The 15,894-nt window shown below is 40.6% G+C and carries 18 protein-coding genes, 1 tRNA gene and 1 pseudogene; 12 read left to right on the top strand and 8 right to left on the bottom strand.

What is annotated here, in order from left to right; genetic code table 11:
* Window positions 1–30 precede the first annotated feature (30 nt).
* The 5 genes from AC0L6H_RS16845 to AC0L6H_RS16825 are packed head-to-tail and all read right to left on the bottom strand — an operon-like array spanning window position 31 to window position 2,869.
* The gene (locus tag AC0L6H_RS16845; protein ID WP_473390335.1) at window positions 31–207 is read right to left on the bottom strand and encodes a DUF2897 family protein; all 177 of its coding nucleotides are present in this window, start codon (window positions 205–207) and stop codon (window positions 31–33) included.
* A 12-nt stretch (window positions 208–219) separates the two neighbouring features.
* A complete protein-coding gene (locus AC0L6H_RS16840; protein ID WP_473390333.1) occupies window positions 220–915 on the bottom strand; it encodes a M15 family metallopeptidase in 696 nt (231 codons plus the stop codon).
* A 22-nt stretch (window positions 916–937) separates the two neighbouring features.
* Window positions 938–2,068 (bottom strand): succinyl-diaminopimelate desuccinylase, encoded by a 1,131-nt coding sequence (gene dapE, locus AC0L6H_RS16835; RefSeq protein ID WP_473390332.1) that lies wholly within the window; start codon window positions 2,066–2,068, stop codon window positions 938–940.
* Window positions 2,058–2,432: an ArsC family reductase gene (locus AC0L6H_RS16830; protein ID WP_473390331.1), complete on the bottom strand. Its 375-nt coding sequence runs from the start codon at window positions 2,430–2,432 to the stop codon at window positions 2,058–2,060. Before AC0L6H_RS16830 ends, dapE begins: the two co-directional genes overlap by 11 nt.
* Before the next feature lie 53 nt (window positions 2,433–2,485).
* The gene (locus AC0L6H_RS16825; RefSeq protein WP_473390330.1) at window positions 2,486–2,869 is read right to left on the bottom strand and encodes an ACT domain-containing protein; all 384 of its coding nucleotides are present in this window, start codon (window positions 2,867–2,869) and stop codon (window positions 2,486–2,488) included.
* 238 nt (window positions 2,870–3,107) lie between these two features.
* Here AC0L6H_RS16825 and AC0L6H_RS16820 point away from each other — a divergent pair, with 238 nt between their 5' ends.
* The 7 genes from AC0L6H_RS16820 to AC0L6H_RS16790 all read left to right on the top strand — a co-directional run bounded on the left by AC0L6H_RS16820 (window position 3,108) and on the right by AC0L6H_RS16790 (window position 7,810).
* Window positions 3,108–3,710, top strand: a complete 603-nt coding sequence (locus tag AC0L6H_RS16820; protein ID WP_473390329.1) for a hypothetical protein — start codon at window positions 3,108–3,110, stop codon at window positions 3,708–3,710.
* Window positions 3,685–4,179, top strand: coding sequence for a hypothetical protein (locus AC0L6H_RS16815; protein WP_473390328.1), 495 nt, complete (start codon window positions 3,685–3,687; stop codon window positions 4,177–4,179). Before AC0L6H_RS16820 ends, AC0L6H_RS16815 begins: the two co-directional genes overlap by 26 nt.
* A 109-nt stretch (window positions 4,180–4,288) precedes the next feature.
* Window positions 4,289–4,365, top strand: a tRNA-Val gene (locus AC0L6H_RS16810).
* Window positions 4,366–4,725: 360 nt separating this feature from the next.
* Window positions 4,726–5,373 carry a peptidylprolyl isomerase gene (locus tag AC0L6H_RS16805; RefSeq protein WP_473390327.1) on the top strand — a complete coding sequence of 216 codons (648 nt, stop codon included), beginning with the start codon at window positions 4,726–4,728 and terminating at the stop codon, window positions 5,371–5,373.
* A gap of 398 nt (window positions 5,374–5,771) precedes the next feature.
* A complete protein-coding gene (locus AC0L6H_RS16800; protein WP_473390325.1) occupies window positions 5,772–6,047 on the top strand; it encodes a DUF2845 domain-containing protein in 276 nt (91 codons plus the stop codon).
* A 145-nt stretch (window positions 6,048–6,192) separates the two neighbouring features.
* Window positions 6,193–6,918, top strand: coding sequence for an SDR family NAD(P)-dependent oxidoreductase (locus tag AC0L6H_RS16795; protein ID WP_473390324.1), 726 nt, complete (start codon window positions 6,193–6,195; stop codon window positions 6,916–6,918).
* Between the two features lie 13 nt (window positions 6,919–6,931).
* Entirely contained in the window at window positions 6,932–7,810 is an 879-nt protein-coding gene (locus AC0L6H_RS16790) for an amidohydrolase family protein (RefSeq protein ID WP_473390322.1), read from the top strand.
* Window positions 7,811–7,842: 32 nt separating this feature from the next.
* Here AC0L6H_RS16790 and AC0L6H_RS16785 read toward each other — a convergent pair whose 3' ends face one another.
* The 3 genes from AC0L6H_RS16785 to AC0L6H_RS16775 form a co-directional block, all read right to left on the bottom strand.
* Window positions 7,843–9,021, bottom strand: a complete 1,179-nt coding sequence (locus AC0L6H_RS16785; protein WP_473390321.1) for a mandelate racemase/muconate lactonizing enzyme family protein — start codon at window positions 9,019–9,021, stop codon at window positions 7,843–7,845.
* Between the two features lie 39 nt (window positions 9,022–9,060).
* A complete protein-coding gene (locus AC0L6H_RS16780) occupies window positions 9,061–9,831 on the bottom strand; it encodes a class II aldolase/adducin family protein (protein WP_473390319.1) in 771 nt (256 codons plus the stop codon).
* Between the two features lie 130 nt (window positions 9,832–9,961).
* The gene (locus tag AC0L6H_RS16775) at window positions 9,962–10,984 is read right to left on the bottom strand and encodes a DUF3080 family protein (protein ID WP_473390318.1); all 1,023 of its coding nucleotides are present in this window, start codon (window positions 10,982–10,984) and stop codon (window positions 9,962–9,964) included.
* A 304-nt stretch (window positions 10,985–11,288) separates the two neighbouring features.
* Here AC0L6H_RS16775 and thrS point away from each other — a divergent pair.
* The 5 genes and pseudogenes from thrS to pheS all read left to right on the top strand — a co-directional run bounded on the left by thrS (window position 11,289) and on the right by pheS (window position 15,887).
* A pseudogene (gene thrS / locus AC0L6H_RS16770) lies at window positions 11,289–13,216 on the top strand (threonine--tRNA ligase).
* A 117-nt stretch (window positions 13,217–13,333) separates the two neighbouring features.
* Window positions 13,334–13,873, top strand: a complete 540-nt coding sequence (gene infC, locus AC0L6H_RS16765; protein ID WP_473394562.1) for a translation initiation factor IF-3 — start codon at window positions 13,334–13,336, stop codon at window positions 13,871–13,873.
* 117 nt (window positions 13,874–13,990) lie between these two features.
* On the top strand, window positions 13,991–14,188 hold the full coding sequence (rpmI, locus tag AC0L6H_RS16760) for a 50S ribosomal protein L35 (RefSeq protein ID WP_473390317.1): 198 nt from the start codon (window positions 13,991–13,993) through the stop codon (window positions 14,186–14,188).
* Between the two features lie 23 nt (window positions 14,189–14,211).
* Window positions 14,212–14,568, top strand: coding sequence for a 50S ribosomal protein L20 (gene rplT / locus AC0L6H_RS16755; protein ID WP_473390315.1), 357 nt, complete (start codon window positions 14,212–14,214; stop codon window positions 14,566–14,568).
* A gap of 338 nt (window positions 14,569–14,906) precedes the next feature.
* Complete coding sequence (gene pheS, locus AC0L6H_RS16750) at window positions 14,907–15,887, top strand: phenylalanine--tRNA ligase subunit alpha (protein ID WP_473390314.1); 981 nt, start codon at window positions 14,907–14,909, stop codon at window positions 15,885–15,887.
* Window positions 15,888–15,894 lie beyond the last annotated feature (7 nt).

The following is a 15,894-nucleotide window of genomic DNA, read 5'->3' as shown; positions in this document are numbered from 1 at the left end:
GTCTCTTAGTATCGTTATTGGCGCTTTAGTTTAAATTAAGCCAGAAGAGTCGTCGTCATCTTCTGGTTTTTTATTTTCTTTCTTTTTTTCATAGTTGTCGGGAAAGGTGAATGCTTTATTGCTTCTTTTAAGCAGCATGATATTACTAATAATCACGGCAAATACGACAACAACAATGACGATAATCCATGGTGTACTAAGTTCCATGATGTGCTTTTCCTATGCTAGTTTTATCCCTTCGTTAAAGGTGTAGCGCTTAACGAGAGCGGGAAGCTGCTTCAAAATTGAAGCTTTGCCTAGTATATCAGCCTGCTCAAGCTGTGCATACAATTGTTCGATGGCAAACTGTTGTTGAATTTTATACGCTGTTTGATGATGTGACATGTGCCAAGGCTCTTCTGCAACGCCCCCAACGTATTTTGCGTAAGGTAAATAAAACCCATATTCACTAGCATGATTTTTAATCCATAGTGATAAGTCCGCACAAGGGCCTGAGTTCTCATATTCACTTGGTACTAAACATAGATTATGGCCACTCGCTTCAACTTTTCTTTGATCAAATACGTCAAAATCGCTGCCCCAATGATGACGGCTTGCCCCTGGCAGTGCCGACCATAACATGATGGCATGTATTTTCTCGTTGTTGCTAAGCGTATTTGCAAGCAGTGTTTTACCGTCTAGCGTGTTTAAAGGTAAATCACCTTGCCACTTGCGATTCCAGATAGACAGCTGTTTTTCAAAACTACGAAAGCTAGAACATACTTGTAAATCAATACCATCGACAGCCGCTGCTTTTTGCATGTTGAAAAATGGTGCAATGACATCTATATGCAAAGCATGTTCAGTATTGATAGGGGAAAGATGGGCTTCGCTAAGGCCCATCACTTCCATAGAATGAGAACTGCTTTGATGCACAGCGTGTATCCCCTTGTAATATTTAGCTTAGTAATTCGACCATAATGTGGTAATAGATTTTTTCAAGGTCTTTTACGTTTTGAATATTAACGCATTCATCTACCTTATGTATGGTGTTGTTTTCAGGACCAAGCTCGACTACTTGGGCACCTGTGGGTGCGATAAAGCGCCCATCGGAAGTGCCGCCAGCAGTTGATAAAGTGGCCTCTATCCCAGTGCTTGTAGAAATACTTTTTATGCAAGCATCAACTAAGGTGCCAGGTTCAGTTAAAAATGGCAATCCGTTAAAGGTCCATTTAACTTCGTACTTGAGTTTGTGTTTATCAAGGATGGCATAGACCTGCTGTTGTAGTTCTTCGGCAGTAACTTCGGTCGAATAACGAAAATTAAAAATGAAGTCTGCGTGTCCTGGTACTACGTTTGTTGCCCCTGTTCCACCACTGATGTTTGAAATTTGCATGCTAGTTGCAGGGAAAAACGCATTGCCTTCATCCCATTTTGTGTTAACCAAATCACTAATGACCGGGCCGATTGAGTGAATGGGGTTGTCAACTAAATGCGGGTAGGCCACATGCCCTTGTACACCAATTACTTTGACATCGGCGGTGAGTGAGCCTCGTCTACCATTTTTAATAACGTCGCCGGTGCGCTCGGTACTTGAAGGTTCACCTACGATACAATAATCTATTTTTTCTTGGCGCGCTTCTAATGCGTCGATGACTTTGGTGGTGCCATTTATAAATGGACCTTCTTCGTCACTGGTAATTAAATAAGCGATTGAGCCTTTGTGATCTGGATGGTCACGGACAAATTTTTGGGTAGCAACTAGCATGGCAGCAATCGATGCTTTCATGTCGGCTGTGCCTCGACCATATAAAAATCCGTTTTCTTCGGTCGGTTCGAAAGGGTCATATTTCCAGTTTTCTTTTGGACCTGTTGGGACCACGTCAGTATGTCCTGCAAAACAAAACACCGGGCTAGCATTACCTCTTCTTGCCCATAGATTAGTAGTGTCCGCAAATACCATGGTTTCATTGACAAAACCAAGTTCGGCCAATGCTTGTTTAAGATAAACCTGACAACCAGCATCTTCAGGCGTGACTGACTTTCGACTAACTAATTCTTTGGTAACAGCAATGACATCAAGCAGCATTAATAAATTCCTGATAGGTGGTTTCGTTAAAGCCGACTAAAAATGAGGGGTTATTTGAATGGTCTTGTTTGCGCAAAATAGGGCGTTTAATCATGGAAGGATTTTCGCATAACAAAGAGATAACTTGGTCTATATTATTGTTTGTAAGCTCGGCTTTTTCTTGCTCGCTTAGTTTTCGAAATGTGGTACCGCGTTTGTTGACGACAACATCAATACCGGCCGCCGAAATAGCGTCTTTAAGAAAGCTAGGATCAACACCTGCTTTTTTATAATCATGAAAATCAAAGTCAACTTGATTGGCGTTTAGCCATTTTTTTGCTTTTTTGATGGTGTCGCAATTGGGTATGCCATACATCGTTATCATTGTTCAGTTACCTTCCTTTTTTCGCTCTTGCACTGATAGGTTTAAGACGGGTGTTATTTAGTAATTTTGTATCCGTTACGTGTTAAGGCTTCTTGAGCGCTTGATAGCTGCTCATTTTTAACCAGTATAAAGTCAGTCTCGAAAGTAGAAATAACAAATATGCTGACTTTGGCTTTGGCCAGTACGTTTGAAATTTCGGCCATAATACCGACTAGGGATAAGTTTAAGGGGCCAAGCACTTCCAATACACGCCAATCAAAATCGGTTTCAAGAGCACCAATTGTTAGCGATTGCGGCACAACAATTGAGAGCTCATCAAGTGTTTTTCCTATAAAAAACAAAGGACAATTAAGTACTTTGGCGGGAATGCTACTGTCGGCATCGAGACTATGGATGGCAAATGTTTCGTTAAGTACTTTTAAGGTTTGTTTAGCCATATACATTCTCCATTCATTGCATAATGAGGGTTTATCCACTAAAACTGTGGATAACCTTGTGTGTTAGTACTGAGTTACTCACTAAGCTAATGAAAACTATAGCAAATATCCTTTGTTTAATATACACGCAAATAGCATTGCTTAGCGCTTATTAGCTTGTATTCGACGTTATTATTTGAAATTAAACTAAATAATTTACATACTACAAAAATAGTAAAACAATAAGAACATATAAAACATGGAAGCTCTTTCTTTTTATGCGGGCAAGTCTGCCTTGGCAAGGATACAGTCAGAAGGAATAACACCTGAGATGTTTAGCGCCGTTTTAGGCGCTAGCGGCGGGCCTAAGTGGTTTGTATTAACCGGCCTTGATAAAGTCATTTTTAATGATTTTATGCACAAGTCAACAAAGCATGTAGACATCATTGGCAGCTCAGTAGGTGCTTTTCGGTCCGCTTGTTTTGCGCAAAAAGATCCCGCTGCAGCAATTGCTCGTTTGGCACAACGCTACAGCAATACCGTATATTCCGAAAAACCCTCAGTAAAAGAAATTACCGATAAGGGCGTTGATGTTCTCGAATATATGATGGGTGAAAATGGCGTTCATGAAGTTTTAACTAGTGCTGACAAGTCAATTCATATAGTGGTGGCAAGGTGTCATGGTTTAACTGCTTTTGAATCAAAGCCAAAACAGTTTGCGGGCCTCGCTTTGGCCGCAGGTCGCAACGCTATATCACGTAAAAAGTTAGAAAAAGCTTTACTCGCGTTATTTTTCTTCGAACTCAGGTGGCTTAACCTTTTCAGAAAAAGTCCCTATGAAAACAGAACGAGCGACCCTTAGCCAAGAAAATTTCCTAGATAGTTTAATGGCCTCAGGCTCGATTCCGGCGATTATTGAAGGCGTAAAAAATATATCAGGCGTGGCAAACGGAATGTTTCGCGATGGCGGGATCATTGATTATCATTTTGATATGAAGATAAACACGCCCGAACTTGTGTTGTATCCTCATTTTTACAAAACACCCACACCAGGTTGGTTTGATAAGTCAATTAAGTCACGCTGTTGTCATCCTGACAGTTACGATAATGTTTTGTTGATGGCACCAAGTGAAGAATTTGTAGCTAAATTGCCTTACGGAAAAATCCCTGACAGAAAAGACTTTACTGAAATGCCAGCACAAGAACGTATTGCCTATTGGAACCGGGTGATGAAGGAGTCAGATCGCTTAGCTGAACAATTTTTAAACGTTGTTGAACATAGCAGCCCTGCGCAATTTGTAAAAGCGATTAACTTAAAACGTAAATCGTAAAAAAGCACTTGCGCAGAGGACTCATGGTCGTTATTATACGCGCCGCTTACACGGATTGATTAAGCCCAAGGTAATTTTATAAATACCTATTAATCAAAACAAATAAAGTGCGCCTATAGCTCAGTTGGTTAGAGCGCTACCTTGACATGGTAGAGGTCCCCAGTTCGAGTCTGGGTAGACGCACCAAATCTTTAGCGGGCTGTAGCGATTTTTGGCCTAATGTGAAAATTCCCCAAAATGCCCATGCAGACCATCTGCAAACCACCACCCACCTTATAATTTTTTATTTAATATTGACATATTTTTGATGTTGAAGCGTAACCTGCTCATAGCCCTCTTGTGCAAACGGTCCCTACCAAAAAATGGTGGCGTTGAAACGATTTGTGTTTACATTACCTAGCGATTTAAAGATGAACTTTTTACAAGATACAGCAAATTCTCCTAATACTGCGAACACAAAACAATAAGGTCTTACTTGAAAATTACATGCTTTTCTGTCACGTTTAAAAGTGAATTCTTTATACTGTAATTACATAAGGTTTTGTAATGCACCTCAAAATACAAAAAAAACTGCGCTACTCAACACTATTGTTACTAATAGTCTCAGTATTCATAATCACAGCGTGTGAAAATGCAGGCCCAAAAGAGACAGTTATTGTTTTACACACTAATAGAGGTGATATCACGCTTCGCTTCTTTCCAGAAACTAGCCCAGAGCATGTCAAAAACTTCATTGAACACAGCAAAAGCGGTTTTTATACTGATACCTTATTTCACAGGGTCATTCCTAGTTTTATGATCCAAGGTGGCGATCCAAATACAAAAAATGATGATCCCAGTGATGACGGCATGGGTGGTCATGGCCATAAAGGCAGTGATACTAGACTTGACGCTGAGTTTAGTGAAATACCTCACACACGCGGAATTTTAAGCATGGCTCGAACCGAAGATGTAAACAGTGCTGGGAGTCAGTTCTTTATAATGCATCAAGATTATCCCAAACTTAACGGTCTCTACACTGTTTTTGGCGAGGTCATAGATGGTATTGAGGTAGTAGACAAGATAGTAAACACTCCCAGAAGCGCTCAAAATCGACCCAATCAAGATCAGCGAATTGAAAAAGTAACTTTGGAAGAGTGGCCCAGATCTAAGATTGAAAAAACCAAACAAGAAATGTGGGAAGAAGACCGTTGATTTCAAGGTGATTTCAAGGGGTCACGTTCGTTGAAAACCTGATCTTATCCTGCATACTTAAGGTTATTTCAATAAAATAAAACCGATTTTTATCGAAGGATATTTTAATTAGTTGGAGGTTACCGCCGTCGCGGTGATGACTGAGGCTGTATAGGCGATGGTCGATTTTAGATAGCATTTGTTTGTTAATCATTGAAATGTGTAAGAGCAAGTTTGAGCCAATCTAACTGCGCAGGATAGCTAAGCATTGGCTTGCGGACAAGCTAAAAAGTATTGTGCTAAAGCAGGGTTTGGAAGCTACATAAGCTTCAACGATTTTTCCGTTCTAATAGTACATAGACAGTACTGACTAAATTATTCTAAACTAAAACGATAGCCTTACAAAAAGGAATTTTTATATGAAAATTATCGTTGTCTTTCTTGTCTTATTCAGCGTTACGTCATTTGCAATAGATGCAACTAAAGTGAGTAATGTTAAATGCAAAGGTGGCTGGATTTCTTTTGATACCAGTAAACTAGAAGTTATCTCATATTGCGGACAACCTAAATTTACCGATGTCACTTCCGGGGCCAACATGGTTAAAAGTGAAGACTTGCTGTATACCATCAAAGGTAAAGACTACATAATATCATTGCGAAATGGCAAAGTGGTCTACATTGGCATGGTGAAATAAAAATAGTTAATAGGCTTTATTTGCAATTTATCAATACACATTTAAACTCATCGCCAACTGCATCAAAGCATAGTTAGACTAAAAAGCGATTCTTATTGAATCGTGCTAATATTCGCTTATCCAAAATTTATACGTACATTTTAGCATGAAAAAAACGCTTATTATTACAGGCGCATCTTCTGGTATTGGTTTGGCTATCGCTAAACGTTTTGCTCAAGCAAACTACACTGTTCATAACTTAGATATTACCGAGGGTCAGGAAGGGCAGTATCATTATTGTGATGTGACAAAAAGTGAACAAGTGCAGGCCTGTGTAAAACGTATTGCCAACGCAGGTTCAATCGACGTATTAATCTCTAACGCCGGGATGCATTTTTCAGCAACGATTGAAGATACCACTGAAGCTGATTTTGCTAAGGTATTCGATTTGAATGTAAAAGGTGCTTATTTAATAACGCAAGCCGTGTTGCCGGTGATGAAAAAGCAAAAACAAGGTGTTGTTTTATATATAGGCTCTGACCAATCAACAATCGCCAAGCCAAACTCGTTTATTTATAATTTAAGTAAACATGCGCTTGCATCTATGGCAAAAACCACCGCACTTGATTACGCCAGCTATAATATTCGCGCCAACACATTGTGTCCGGGCACAATCGAAACGCCGTTGTATCATAAAGCGATTAATGCCTATTGCGAACGCACAGGAGCAGATGTAAATAGTATTCATGCAGAAGAAGCGGCATTGCAACCTTTAGGGAGAATAGGGCAACCAGAAGACGTTGCGGCAATGGCATTGTTCTTAGCATCTGACGAAGCCTCCTTTATTACAGGCAGTTTGCAGGCTATCGATGGCGGTTATACAACCGCATAGGGCAGTATAAAATATGCAAAAAATAATTGACCCTCATGTTCATTTTTTCGATTTAGCTAAAGGTGATTATGCTTGGCTAGATTCAAATCGCCCTCCGTTTTGGCCCGACAAAGAAAAAATAAATCGTGATTTTTCGCCCAAAGATTTGCTGCTTTCCTCTGAGTTTGTTTTACAGGGCGCTGTGCATATTGAAGCCGGTTTTAATAATCAAAAACCAAGTGAAGAACTCGCGTTTTTAGAATCAGAAATCTACTCAAAGCAAACAAATATGCAATTTAAAAGTATTGCTTTTATCGATGTGTTTTCTCATGTAGATGCTTTTAAAATTCAGCTTTCTAACTTAATAAATTACGATTCCTTTGTTGGTATACGATATATTTTCGACGAAATAAACGTTTTTTCAACTAGAAAAGGCAATATATTGCTGAACTTTGAATTTTTGCAAACTTCGTCGAAAATCGTCGAAATTCAAATTGATTTTTTGCATCAAAAATTAGTGGATTCAGTGTTAAATGTCGTTGCGGCATTACCTAATTTGAAACTCGTCATAAATCACGCAGGCTTTCCTCCATTTCAACAAGGTGATCAATTTAGCGCTTGGCAAGATAACATGCGACGCTTTGCTAACTTGCCTCAATGCAGGGTGAAATGTTCAGGTTTTGAAATGCAATCAAGAGAATATGACAGCCAGCATGTTTGCGCTGTTTTAAAAAGCATTGAGGCAATGTTTGGTCACGACAGAATGATGCTAGCAAGTAACTTTCCTCTTACCACCTTTAGTTGCTCTTACGATGCGTATTGGAAAACTATGTTTGCGTGCGCGAAAAAGCTCAATTTACCTTTAAATAAGGTCTTTTACACTAATGCAAAAGACCTCTACGGATTTTCCTAACACTTATAGACGTGAAACAAGAGTTAAGTCTGCTATTTTTTAACGGTAACCATTGGCGAACGCTTCACAATCTCGTCATTCAACTCAATACCTATGCCGGGTAAATCAGGCACCTTAAACTTGCCGTTTACCGGCTGGTAATCTTGTATGCATAATTCGCGGTTCCAATGCTTTATGGCATAAGTGTGGTGTTCGTGTATTAAAAAGTTAGGGATGGCTGCTTCTAATTGCAATGCCGCGGCGGTTGCTACAGGGCCACCACAAACATGGGCTTGAATACGAATGTCGTAAACATCGGCATAGTCACAGACCTTTTTCGCTTCAGTAAAACCGCCGCAAAGGCCTACATCAGGTTGTAGCACGTCAATTGATTGGTCTTCAAAATAGGGGCGTACGTCCCAGCGATGATAAAGGCGCTCGCCACCTGCAATGGGCACATTTACATTTTCAGCGACTTTTTTGTGCACTGCTGAGTTTAAGTAATTAACGGGCTCTTCAAACATCATGCAACCGACTTCTTCTACTATCTTGCCCATTTGAATTGCCGACGCGCAGCCCATTAAAGAGTGGGCTTCAAAGATGATGTCAACATTGTCGCCAACCTCCTCGCGAATTGCCCGCAAACGATCACCAAATAATTTCATTTGTGCAGGCGTAAATAACTTGGTTCTATCAAAACTCGAGTCGCCGTTAGCATCATATACAATGGGGTCTACTTTAACTGCGTCATAGCCCTCGCTCATTGCTTTTGCAGCAGCGCGTTTGTAATCATCAGGGGAAAGCATTTTTATACAGTCTTGGCTCCAGTCAAACTGAAGTTGACTTGCATAGGTCCGTAAATCGTCGTTTGTTTTACCGCCCAATAATTGATACACCGGCACGTTAAGTGCTTTGCCTTTGATATCCCATAAGGCGGTATCAATTGCGCTCATCGCTGAATAAAGAACAGGCCCGCCGCCTAAGCCCCAAAAACTCTCGCGTAGCATACGAGACCACAATAATTCTGTTTTAAAAGGGTCAAAGCCAATAAGTACTGCTTCAGCAATTTCTTTAATCATCGCCGCTGCTGCACTATGACCCCAATCATAGGCTAGGCCTGCTTCACCCACGCCGTGAATGCCCTCATCGGTATGAATTCTTACGAATATCGGATTCCAAGGTGGGCGCTCAGGGCAATGAATATCGAAAATTTCTACATGGGTTATTTTCATAAAAAGTTCTTATATGGTTAGGGTTTGTAAATAAATGGTCTAGACGTCAAAATCTGGATACGCGCGCTTTACTCTGCGCATCATCGCCGGCCAAGCTTTTTGGCCGCCGCTTTGACCTGTGTGAACAATGTCAGCTTGCGCTTTAATACCGTCGATTATCTTTTGGTTCACTTTAAAAATGTCGCTGTTACTGTGTTGGAGCTTTACTTGAATCTCGCAGGCCATTAAAAGGTCGTACATATGCATAAAGGCATCACCAATGGTTTTGCCCATGGTAAGAGCGCCGTGATTGCGCAGAAGCATAAAATTGGCGTTTCCAAGGTCATCTTGTAATCGTTTTATTTCATCACTCTCAACGGCTAGCCCTTCATATTGATGATAACTCATACTTGCTAAAGCAAAGGCAGAATATTGGCTGTAAGGCAGTAAACCCTCTTTAGTGCTAGCAACTGCGATGGCATCGGGGTTATGTAAATGCAGTGCACATTGATCGCTTGGCCTTGCATGATGCACAGCACTATGAATGGTAAAACCGGCTGGGTTTATATCAAATGGACACTCAGGATCTAAAATATTTCCGTCTACATCTATTTTAACTAAGTTTGAAGCTGTTACTTCTTCAAAGGCCAATCCAAAAGCATTAATGAGCAAGTCCTCAGTGTCTGGGATACGCGCCGAAACGTGGGTATGAATCAGATCATCCCAACCATGCATCACCATTAAGCGATAACATGCGGCCAACTCAACACGGGTTTGCCATTCGGTTTCTGACACTTTGTTGCGTAAATCGATAGTAGGTATGTCGTACATAGTTGATGTCTTATTGCCTTAAGTAACAAAATCATAGCATGCAACTTGAGCTTTAGTCAGTCACTCTTAGCATCATTTTTGAAAGTATAAACACTTAGCTTAGATCACTTTAGTGCTTATTAATTATTTACTAAGCGTCACAACGTCCAAATATCTGCTGCCATAATTTAATATGACTTTGCATCGCGCCTGTATACGCTTGGAAATTTGTCGTGTTGTGCATAAATAAGTAATCTTTAAATGCCTGTGGTAATTCAGGGCTCGCTATTATCTGCTCTATTAGCGGAGATAGTTGGTAATAATACTTGTTCAATTCAGCCGCCACAGGTTGAATACGCTCAGCAAAAAATATCCGAAAGATATTGCGCATTATTTCTATGCTTTCTTCTTCTTTAATATCGCTGCATGAATTACTGTTTAAATAACTCGCTAGCAGGGTAGATATACTATCAAGTTCTTGTTGCAAAAGAATTTGCGTACGCCATATTCTTGAAAGCAGGGGCGCATTGTCAAGTTGTTGTAAATGTAGCTCCAACGCTGAAATGTCGACAGGGTGGTTGTTTAGGTTTTTACTCTTTAATAAAAAGGTCAACGCCTGTTTAGTTGCTTGAAAAGCGTCGCTGCTACTTCCACTTATATAGCCACTGCTTGCAGTAAAATGACGATAAGTTTCGTTAGATTGACTTAGCAAGTTAGACCATGCGTAAGGTAGCTGCTGTTTTTTGATCTCAGCCCATTCGCTAAGTTTAGCGACCAATTCAGGCTTTTCACCTTGGCTTAGTTGCTGGCATTTAGCGAGCTCTACAATTAACTCACTCTCATAGGCAAAACGGCTAGAAGGTAATTGCATTTTTCCAAGAGCGGTATTGCGCTGGGCAACAAGCTGGTTAAGTGAGCAAGCGTTAAATGCATAAAATTCGCGTAAATTTATACTAAGGCTGTTTACTTCAAGCTTAAGACTTGCTTTGCTTGGAGCACCTAAAACAATAACTTTGTTAGTGGGCGCAATTTCAATACCAGTATAGCTTTGTAAACGTTCGCTGTAGTCAGCTAAATCATTAGCTATTCGTTTATGCTCGCCACAAGCAAATAGCAGGCAACTTAGGATTGCAAGGGATGTAATGTAGATTAATTTGACGTAACTTTTATGCATTGTGCTTATCTATTTATCACAAAAACTCATGTCTTTATAAACTCTTCCTACTTCGCTTTGGGTCACAATTAGCTTAATTTTTATCTTTTGCTAGCCTAAAGTTTTATTAATTGCACGAATAGGTCGAATAAGTGCCGGCCATTGATTGCATGTTAACCGCGCATGGCTTTATAATCTGCCGCTTAATTTATTCGACTCGTAAATATGTGTAAAAGCGATCTACGGGTTTGAGTTGATAGTTTTGTATCTTAATCGTTAAAAATGCAAGTGGCGCTTGGTAGGTGTCACCACTGGAAGGAATAATATGCCCGTAATTACACTCCCCGACGGAAGTCAACGTTCATTCGATAATGCTGTTTCAGTTTTAGATGTTGCCAATGATATTGGCCCAGGGCTTGGTAAAGCAACCATTGCAGGTCGTGTTGACGGCACATTGGTTGATGCCTGTGACCTAATTGAGAATGACGCTAAATTACAAATTATTACTGCCAGAGATGATGAAGGACTTGAGATCCTAAGACACTCATGTGCGCATTTGCTGGGTCATGCGATAAAGCAGCTTTATCCTGACGTAAAAATGGCAATTGGGCCTACCATCGATAACGGCTTTTACTACGATGTTGATTTAGAAGAGCCATTGAATGAAGAAGCCCTTGTGGCGCTTGAAAAGCGTATGCTTCAGTTGGCCAAAACCAATTATGATGTAGTAAAGAAAGTCGGCACATGGCAACAGGCGCGCGATACTTTTGTTGATAGAGGCGAAAGCTATAAAATAGAAATTCTTGATGAAAATATAGCCCAAAGTGACAACCCAGCTTTGTATCATCATGAAGAATATATCGATATGTGTCGTGGCCCGCACGTACCTAACATGCGTTTTTGTCAGCACTTTAAATTAATGAAAGTGGCGGGTGCATATTGGCGCGGCAATAGTGACAATAAAATGTTGCAGCGTGTATACGGCACAGCATGGCCAGATAAAAAACAATTAAAAGCTTACTTAAATCGTTTAGAAGAAGCCGAAAAACGTGACCACCGTAAACTGGGTAAATCACTTAATTTGTGGCATTGGCAAGAAGAAGCGCCTGGCATGGTCTTTTGGCACAACGATGGTTGGACTATTTATACAGAGCTTGAAGCCTTTATTCGTAAAAAATTACGCGAATATGCATACGATGAAGTAAAAGCCCCATTGATGATGGACCGCAGCCTTTGGGAAAAATCAGGACATTGGGATAAATACGCCGAAAACATGTTCACGACTGAATCTGAAAAACGTGAATATGCAATCAAGCCAATGAATTGCCCAGGCCACGTGCAAATCTTTAATCAGGGTCTTAAATCGTATCGTGATTTGCCCTTAAAATGGCTGAGTTTGGCTGTTGTCATAGAAACGAGCCATCGGGTGCATTGCATGGCCTAATGCGGGTGCGCGGATTTACTCAAGATGACGCACATATTTTTTGTACTGAAGACCAAATCTTAGGCGAAGTAAGCGATTGTATAAAAATGGTGTACGAAACCTACGCTACTTTTGGTTTTGAGAAAATTGCCGTGAAATTATCTACACGTCCTGAAAAGCGAGTAGGTAGTGACGAAATTTGGGATAAGTCAGAGAAAACTTTGGCTGAAGCCTTGACGCAAAATGGTATAGAATTTGACTACTTGCCCGGCGAAGGTGCGTTTTACGGCCCGAAAATAGAATTCACATTGTATGACTGCTTAGATAGAGCATGGCAATGTGGTACTGTTCAGCTTGATTTCTCTATGCCGGCGCGTTTAGGCTCAACTTATGTTGATGAAGACGGCGAGCGTAAAACGCCTGTCATGATACATCGCGCAATACTTGGCTCACTAGAGCGTTTTATTGGTATTCTTACAGAAGAATATACGGGTGCCTTCCCAACATGGTTAGCGCCTACGCAAGTGATTGTGTCAAATATTACAGACTCGCAATCTGAAGCAGTAACTAAAGTGGTTGACGAATTATTCGCAGCAGGTTTTAGAGTTAAAGCTGATTTACGAAATGAAAAAATTGGTTTTAAAATAAGAGAACATACTCTTAAAAAAGTACCGTACATGCTTGTTATAGGTGAAAAAGAAAAAGAGTCAGGTATGGTAGCAGTGCGTACACGCAAAGGTGATGATTTAGGCGTGATGTCGGTAGCAGATTTTGCTCTTTTATTAGCAGATGACGTGAAAAGTAAAAAATTAAATAGCACAAGCGCGTAGAATCGGTATAATATGCGGTGCGAATGTTGTCGAGGCATAGGTTTTCGACATTAAAAGCTTGAAAACCAAGCACTTATGTACATTCGCTATATTTAAATATTCTTGGAGGAATAACAAATTAAAGGCGTTAGCAATAAATCTCAGGGCGATAAGTCCCGCATTAACGAAGAAATAACAGTAAATGAAGTACGTTTAGTTTTAGCCGACGGTGAAGCCGCCGGTATCGTCACGATTGACGAAGCTATGACATTAGCAACCGAAGCGTCTTTGGATTTAGTAGAAGTTAGCCCTAATGCTGCTCCTCCGGTCTGTAAAATTATGGACTACGGGAAGTTTTTGTTCGAAAAGAGCAAAGCCCAAAAAGAGCAAAAGAAGAAACAGAAGCAAATTCAGGTCAAGGAGATTAAATTTCGTCCTGGGACTGATGAAGGCGATTACCAGGTAAAACTGCGCAACCTGCGTCGCTTTTTAGAAGGTGGAGACAAGGCCAAAGTCACTATACGTTTTCGTGGACGTGAAATGGCCCACCAAGAAATTGGCATCGATTTATTGAAACGAGTGAAAACTGATTTGGAAGATATCGCAATTTGTGAATCCTTCCCACATCGTGTTGAAGGTCGTCAAATGATCATGGTTCTTGCACCAACCAAGAAGTAGTATAGGTCTACAAGTTCTTTAGTCTGCACAACTACTGACACCTTGCTGCATATATTAACAGCTCATGTTAACGACACTATTTATGTCGATGAGTCACAACAATGCGGAGTTTTAGCAATGCCTAAAATGAAATCAAACAGCGGAGCTGCAAAACGTTTTAAGAAAACGGGTTCAGGTCGCTTTAAAAGCAAGCAGTCTCATTTGCGTCACATTTTGACAAAGAAGAGTACTAAGCGTAAACGCCATCTACGTACTAAGACACTCGTTCATAAGAACGATCACGCTCTTATCCAACGTATGTTGCCGTACGTATAACTTAGCACTTAGGAGACTGAAAAATGGCTAGAGTAAAACGCGGCGTCGTAGCACGCGCACGTCACAAAAAAGTATTAAAGCAAGCTAAAGGTTACTATGGTGCTCGTTCACGCGTATATCGCGTAGCGGTCCAAGCAGTAACTAAAGCAGGACAATATGCATACCGCGACAGACGTCAACGTAAGCGTCAGTTCCGCCAGCTTTGGATTGCTCGTATCAATGCAGCATCACGTCAAAATGGTTTATCATATTCTCGTTTCATTAACGGTTTGAAAAAAGCGTCTATTGAAATCGATCGTAAGATACTTGCAGACATCGCTGTTCATGACAAGGCAGCATTTACTGCACTTGTTGATGCAGCAAAAGGCGCATTAGCGTAATCCATTTAACCAAGTTATTAGCGTTACAAAGCGCGATAACGGTTTAAGTTCTTTTCGAAAAAGCGAGCAGGAAGCTCGCTTTTTTGGTTTTAAAATTAGGCGTATAAATCCTATTGATGCCTAAACTCTTCTTATTCTCTTAAGCACATGCAATTTTCATCAAATTCTTCAAGATAAGATGCTGTAAATACGCATTAATTGTGTGAATTAACAACATTTTATACATAAATCTACGCAAACTTGTGTAAAATACCCCTTTACAGAAATGTCATCGTTTTGTGTGTGCCGAGCTCGTTACTTTGGTCACAACAAAAGTCATGCTCGATAAAGAGGTTACAATGGAGCTAGCAGCAATCATCGAAGAAGCACGCCAAGCAGTTGAAGGGGCAAACACGCCCGTTGAACTAGACGCAGTGCGAGTCGCCTTTATGGGCAAAAAAGGTAAGGTTACCGAATTAATGAAGGGCCTTGGCGCACTAAGTGCTGAAGAGCGCCCTGCGGCAGGTCAAAAAATAAATGTCGCCAAGCAAGAAGTGCAGGGGCTAATCAATGCAAAAATTCAAGGTCTAAAAGAAGCTGAGCTAAATGCCAAGCTTGCTGGAGAATCCATTGATGTTAGCTTGCCAGGTCGTAGTGTTGAAATGGGTAACTTACATCCAGTGAGTCGCACAATTGCGCGTATCGAAGGCTTTTTTGGTGAATTAGGTTTTGCTGTTAAGCAGGGGCCTGAAATTGAAGATGGTTTTCACAATTTCGATGCTCTAAACATTCCTAAGAACCATCCTGCAAGAGCAGATCACGACACCTTTTATTTTAACCCTAACTTAATGTTACGTACCCAAACGTCGGGTGTGCAAATTCGTACCATGGAAAACGAGAAACCGCCTTTGCGTATTATTTCCCCTGGCCGTGTATATCGTAACGATTATGATCAAACCCATACGCCGATGTTTCATCAAGTTGAAGGCTTGATGGTTGATAAAAATGTAAGCTTTGCTGAACTTAAAGGCATATTGCACGATTTCTTACACCACTTTTTTGAAGAAGATTTACAAATTCGATTTAGGCCCTCCTACTTCCCATTTACTGAACCTTCCGCTGAAGTTGATGTTATGAGCAAAGATGGTAAGTGGTTAGAAGTTCTTGGCTGTGGAATGGTTCACCCTAATGTCTTGCGCGCAGTAAACATTGATCCTGAAGAGTTTACTGGCTTTGCATTTGGAATGGGCGTTGAGCGCTTAACAATGCTGCGCTATGGCGTGAACGATTTACGTGCATTTTTTGAAAATGACGTACGTTTCTTGAAACAGTTTGCATAATTAGGGT

It is taken from the genome of Glaciecola sp. G7-5, from assembly GCF_055808975.1.
The sequence above is the reverse complement of the archived record's forward strand: the minus strand, read 5'-3'. Positions and strand labels throughout refer to the sequence as shown.

Bases quoted from the DNA above. Each gene is read 5' to 3' on its own strand.
- rpmI (WP_473390317.1), top strand. From the start codon at position 13,991: ATGCCTAAAATGAAATCAAACAGCGGAGCTGCAAAACGTTTTAAGAAA.
- dapE (WP_473390332.1), bottom strand. From the start codon at position 2,068: ATGCTGCTTGATGTCATTGCTGTTACCAAAGAATTAGTTAGTCGAAAG.
- rplT (WP_473390315.1), top strand. From the start codon at position 14,212: ATGGCTAGAGTAAAACGCGGCGTCGTAGCACGCGCACGTCACAAAAAA.
- AC0L6H_RS16805 (WP_473390327.1), top strand. From the start codon at position 4,726: ATGCACCTCAAAATACAAAAAAAACTGCGCTACTCAACACTATTGTTA.
- AC0L6H_RS16825 (WP_473390330.1), bottom strand. From the start codon at position 2,869: ATGGCTAAACAAACCTTAAAAGTACTTAACGAAACATTTGCCATCCAT.
- AC0L6H_RS16790 (WP_473390322.1), top strand. From the start codon at position 6,932: ATGCAAAAAATAATTGACCCTCATGTTCATTTTTTCGATTTAGCTAAA.
- AC0L6H_RS16815 (WP_473390328.1), top strand. From the start codon at position 3,685: ATGAAAACAGAACGAGCGACCCTTAGCCAAGAAAATTTCCTAGATAGT.
- AC0L6H_RS16830 (WP_473390331.1), bottom strand. From the start codon at position 2,432: ATGATAACGATGTATGGCATACCCAATTGCGACACCATCAAAAAAGCA.
- AC0L6H_RS16775 (WP_473390318.1), bottom strand. From the start codon at position 10,984: ATGCATAAAAGTTACGTCAAATTAATCTACATTACATCCCTTGCAATC.
- pheS (WP_473390314.1), top strand. From the start codon at position 14,907: ATGGAGCTAGCAGCAATCATCGAAGAAGCACGCCAAGCAGTTGAAGGG.
- AC0L6H_RS16780 (WP_473390319.1), bottom strand. From the start codon at position 9,831: ATGTACGACATACCTACTATCGATTTACGCAACAAAGTGTCAGAAACC.
- AC0L6H_RS16845 (WP_473390335.1), bottom strand. From the start codon at position 207: ATGGAACTTAGTACACCATGGATTATCGTCATTGTTGTTGTCGTATTT.
- AC0L6H_RS16795 (WP_473390324.1), top strand. From the start codon at position 6,193: ATGAAAAAAACGCTTATTATTACAGGCGCATCTTCTGGTATTGGTTTG.
- AC0L6H_RS16800 (WP_473390325.1), top strand. From the start codon at position 5,772: ATGAAAATTATCGTTGTCTTTCTTGTCTTATTCAGCGTTACGTCATTT.
- AC0L6H_RS16785 (WP_473390321.1), bottom strand. From the start codon at position 9,021: ATGAAAATAACCCATGTAGAAATTTTCGATATTCATTGCCCTGAGCGC.
- AC0L6H_RS16820 (WP_473390329.1), top strand. From the start codon at position 3,108: ATGGAAGCTCTTTCTTTTTATGCGGGCAAGTCTGCCTTGGCAAGGATA.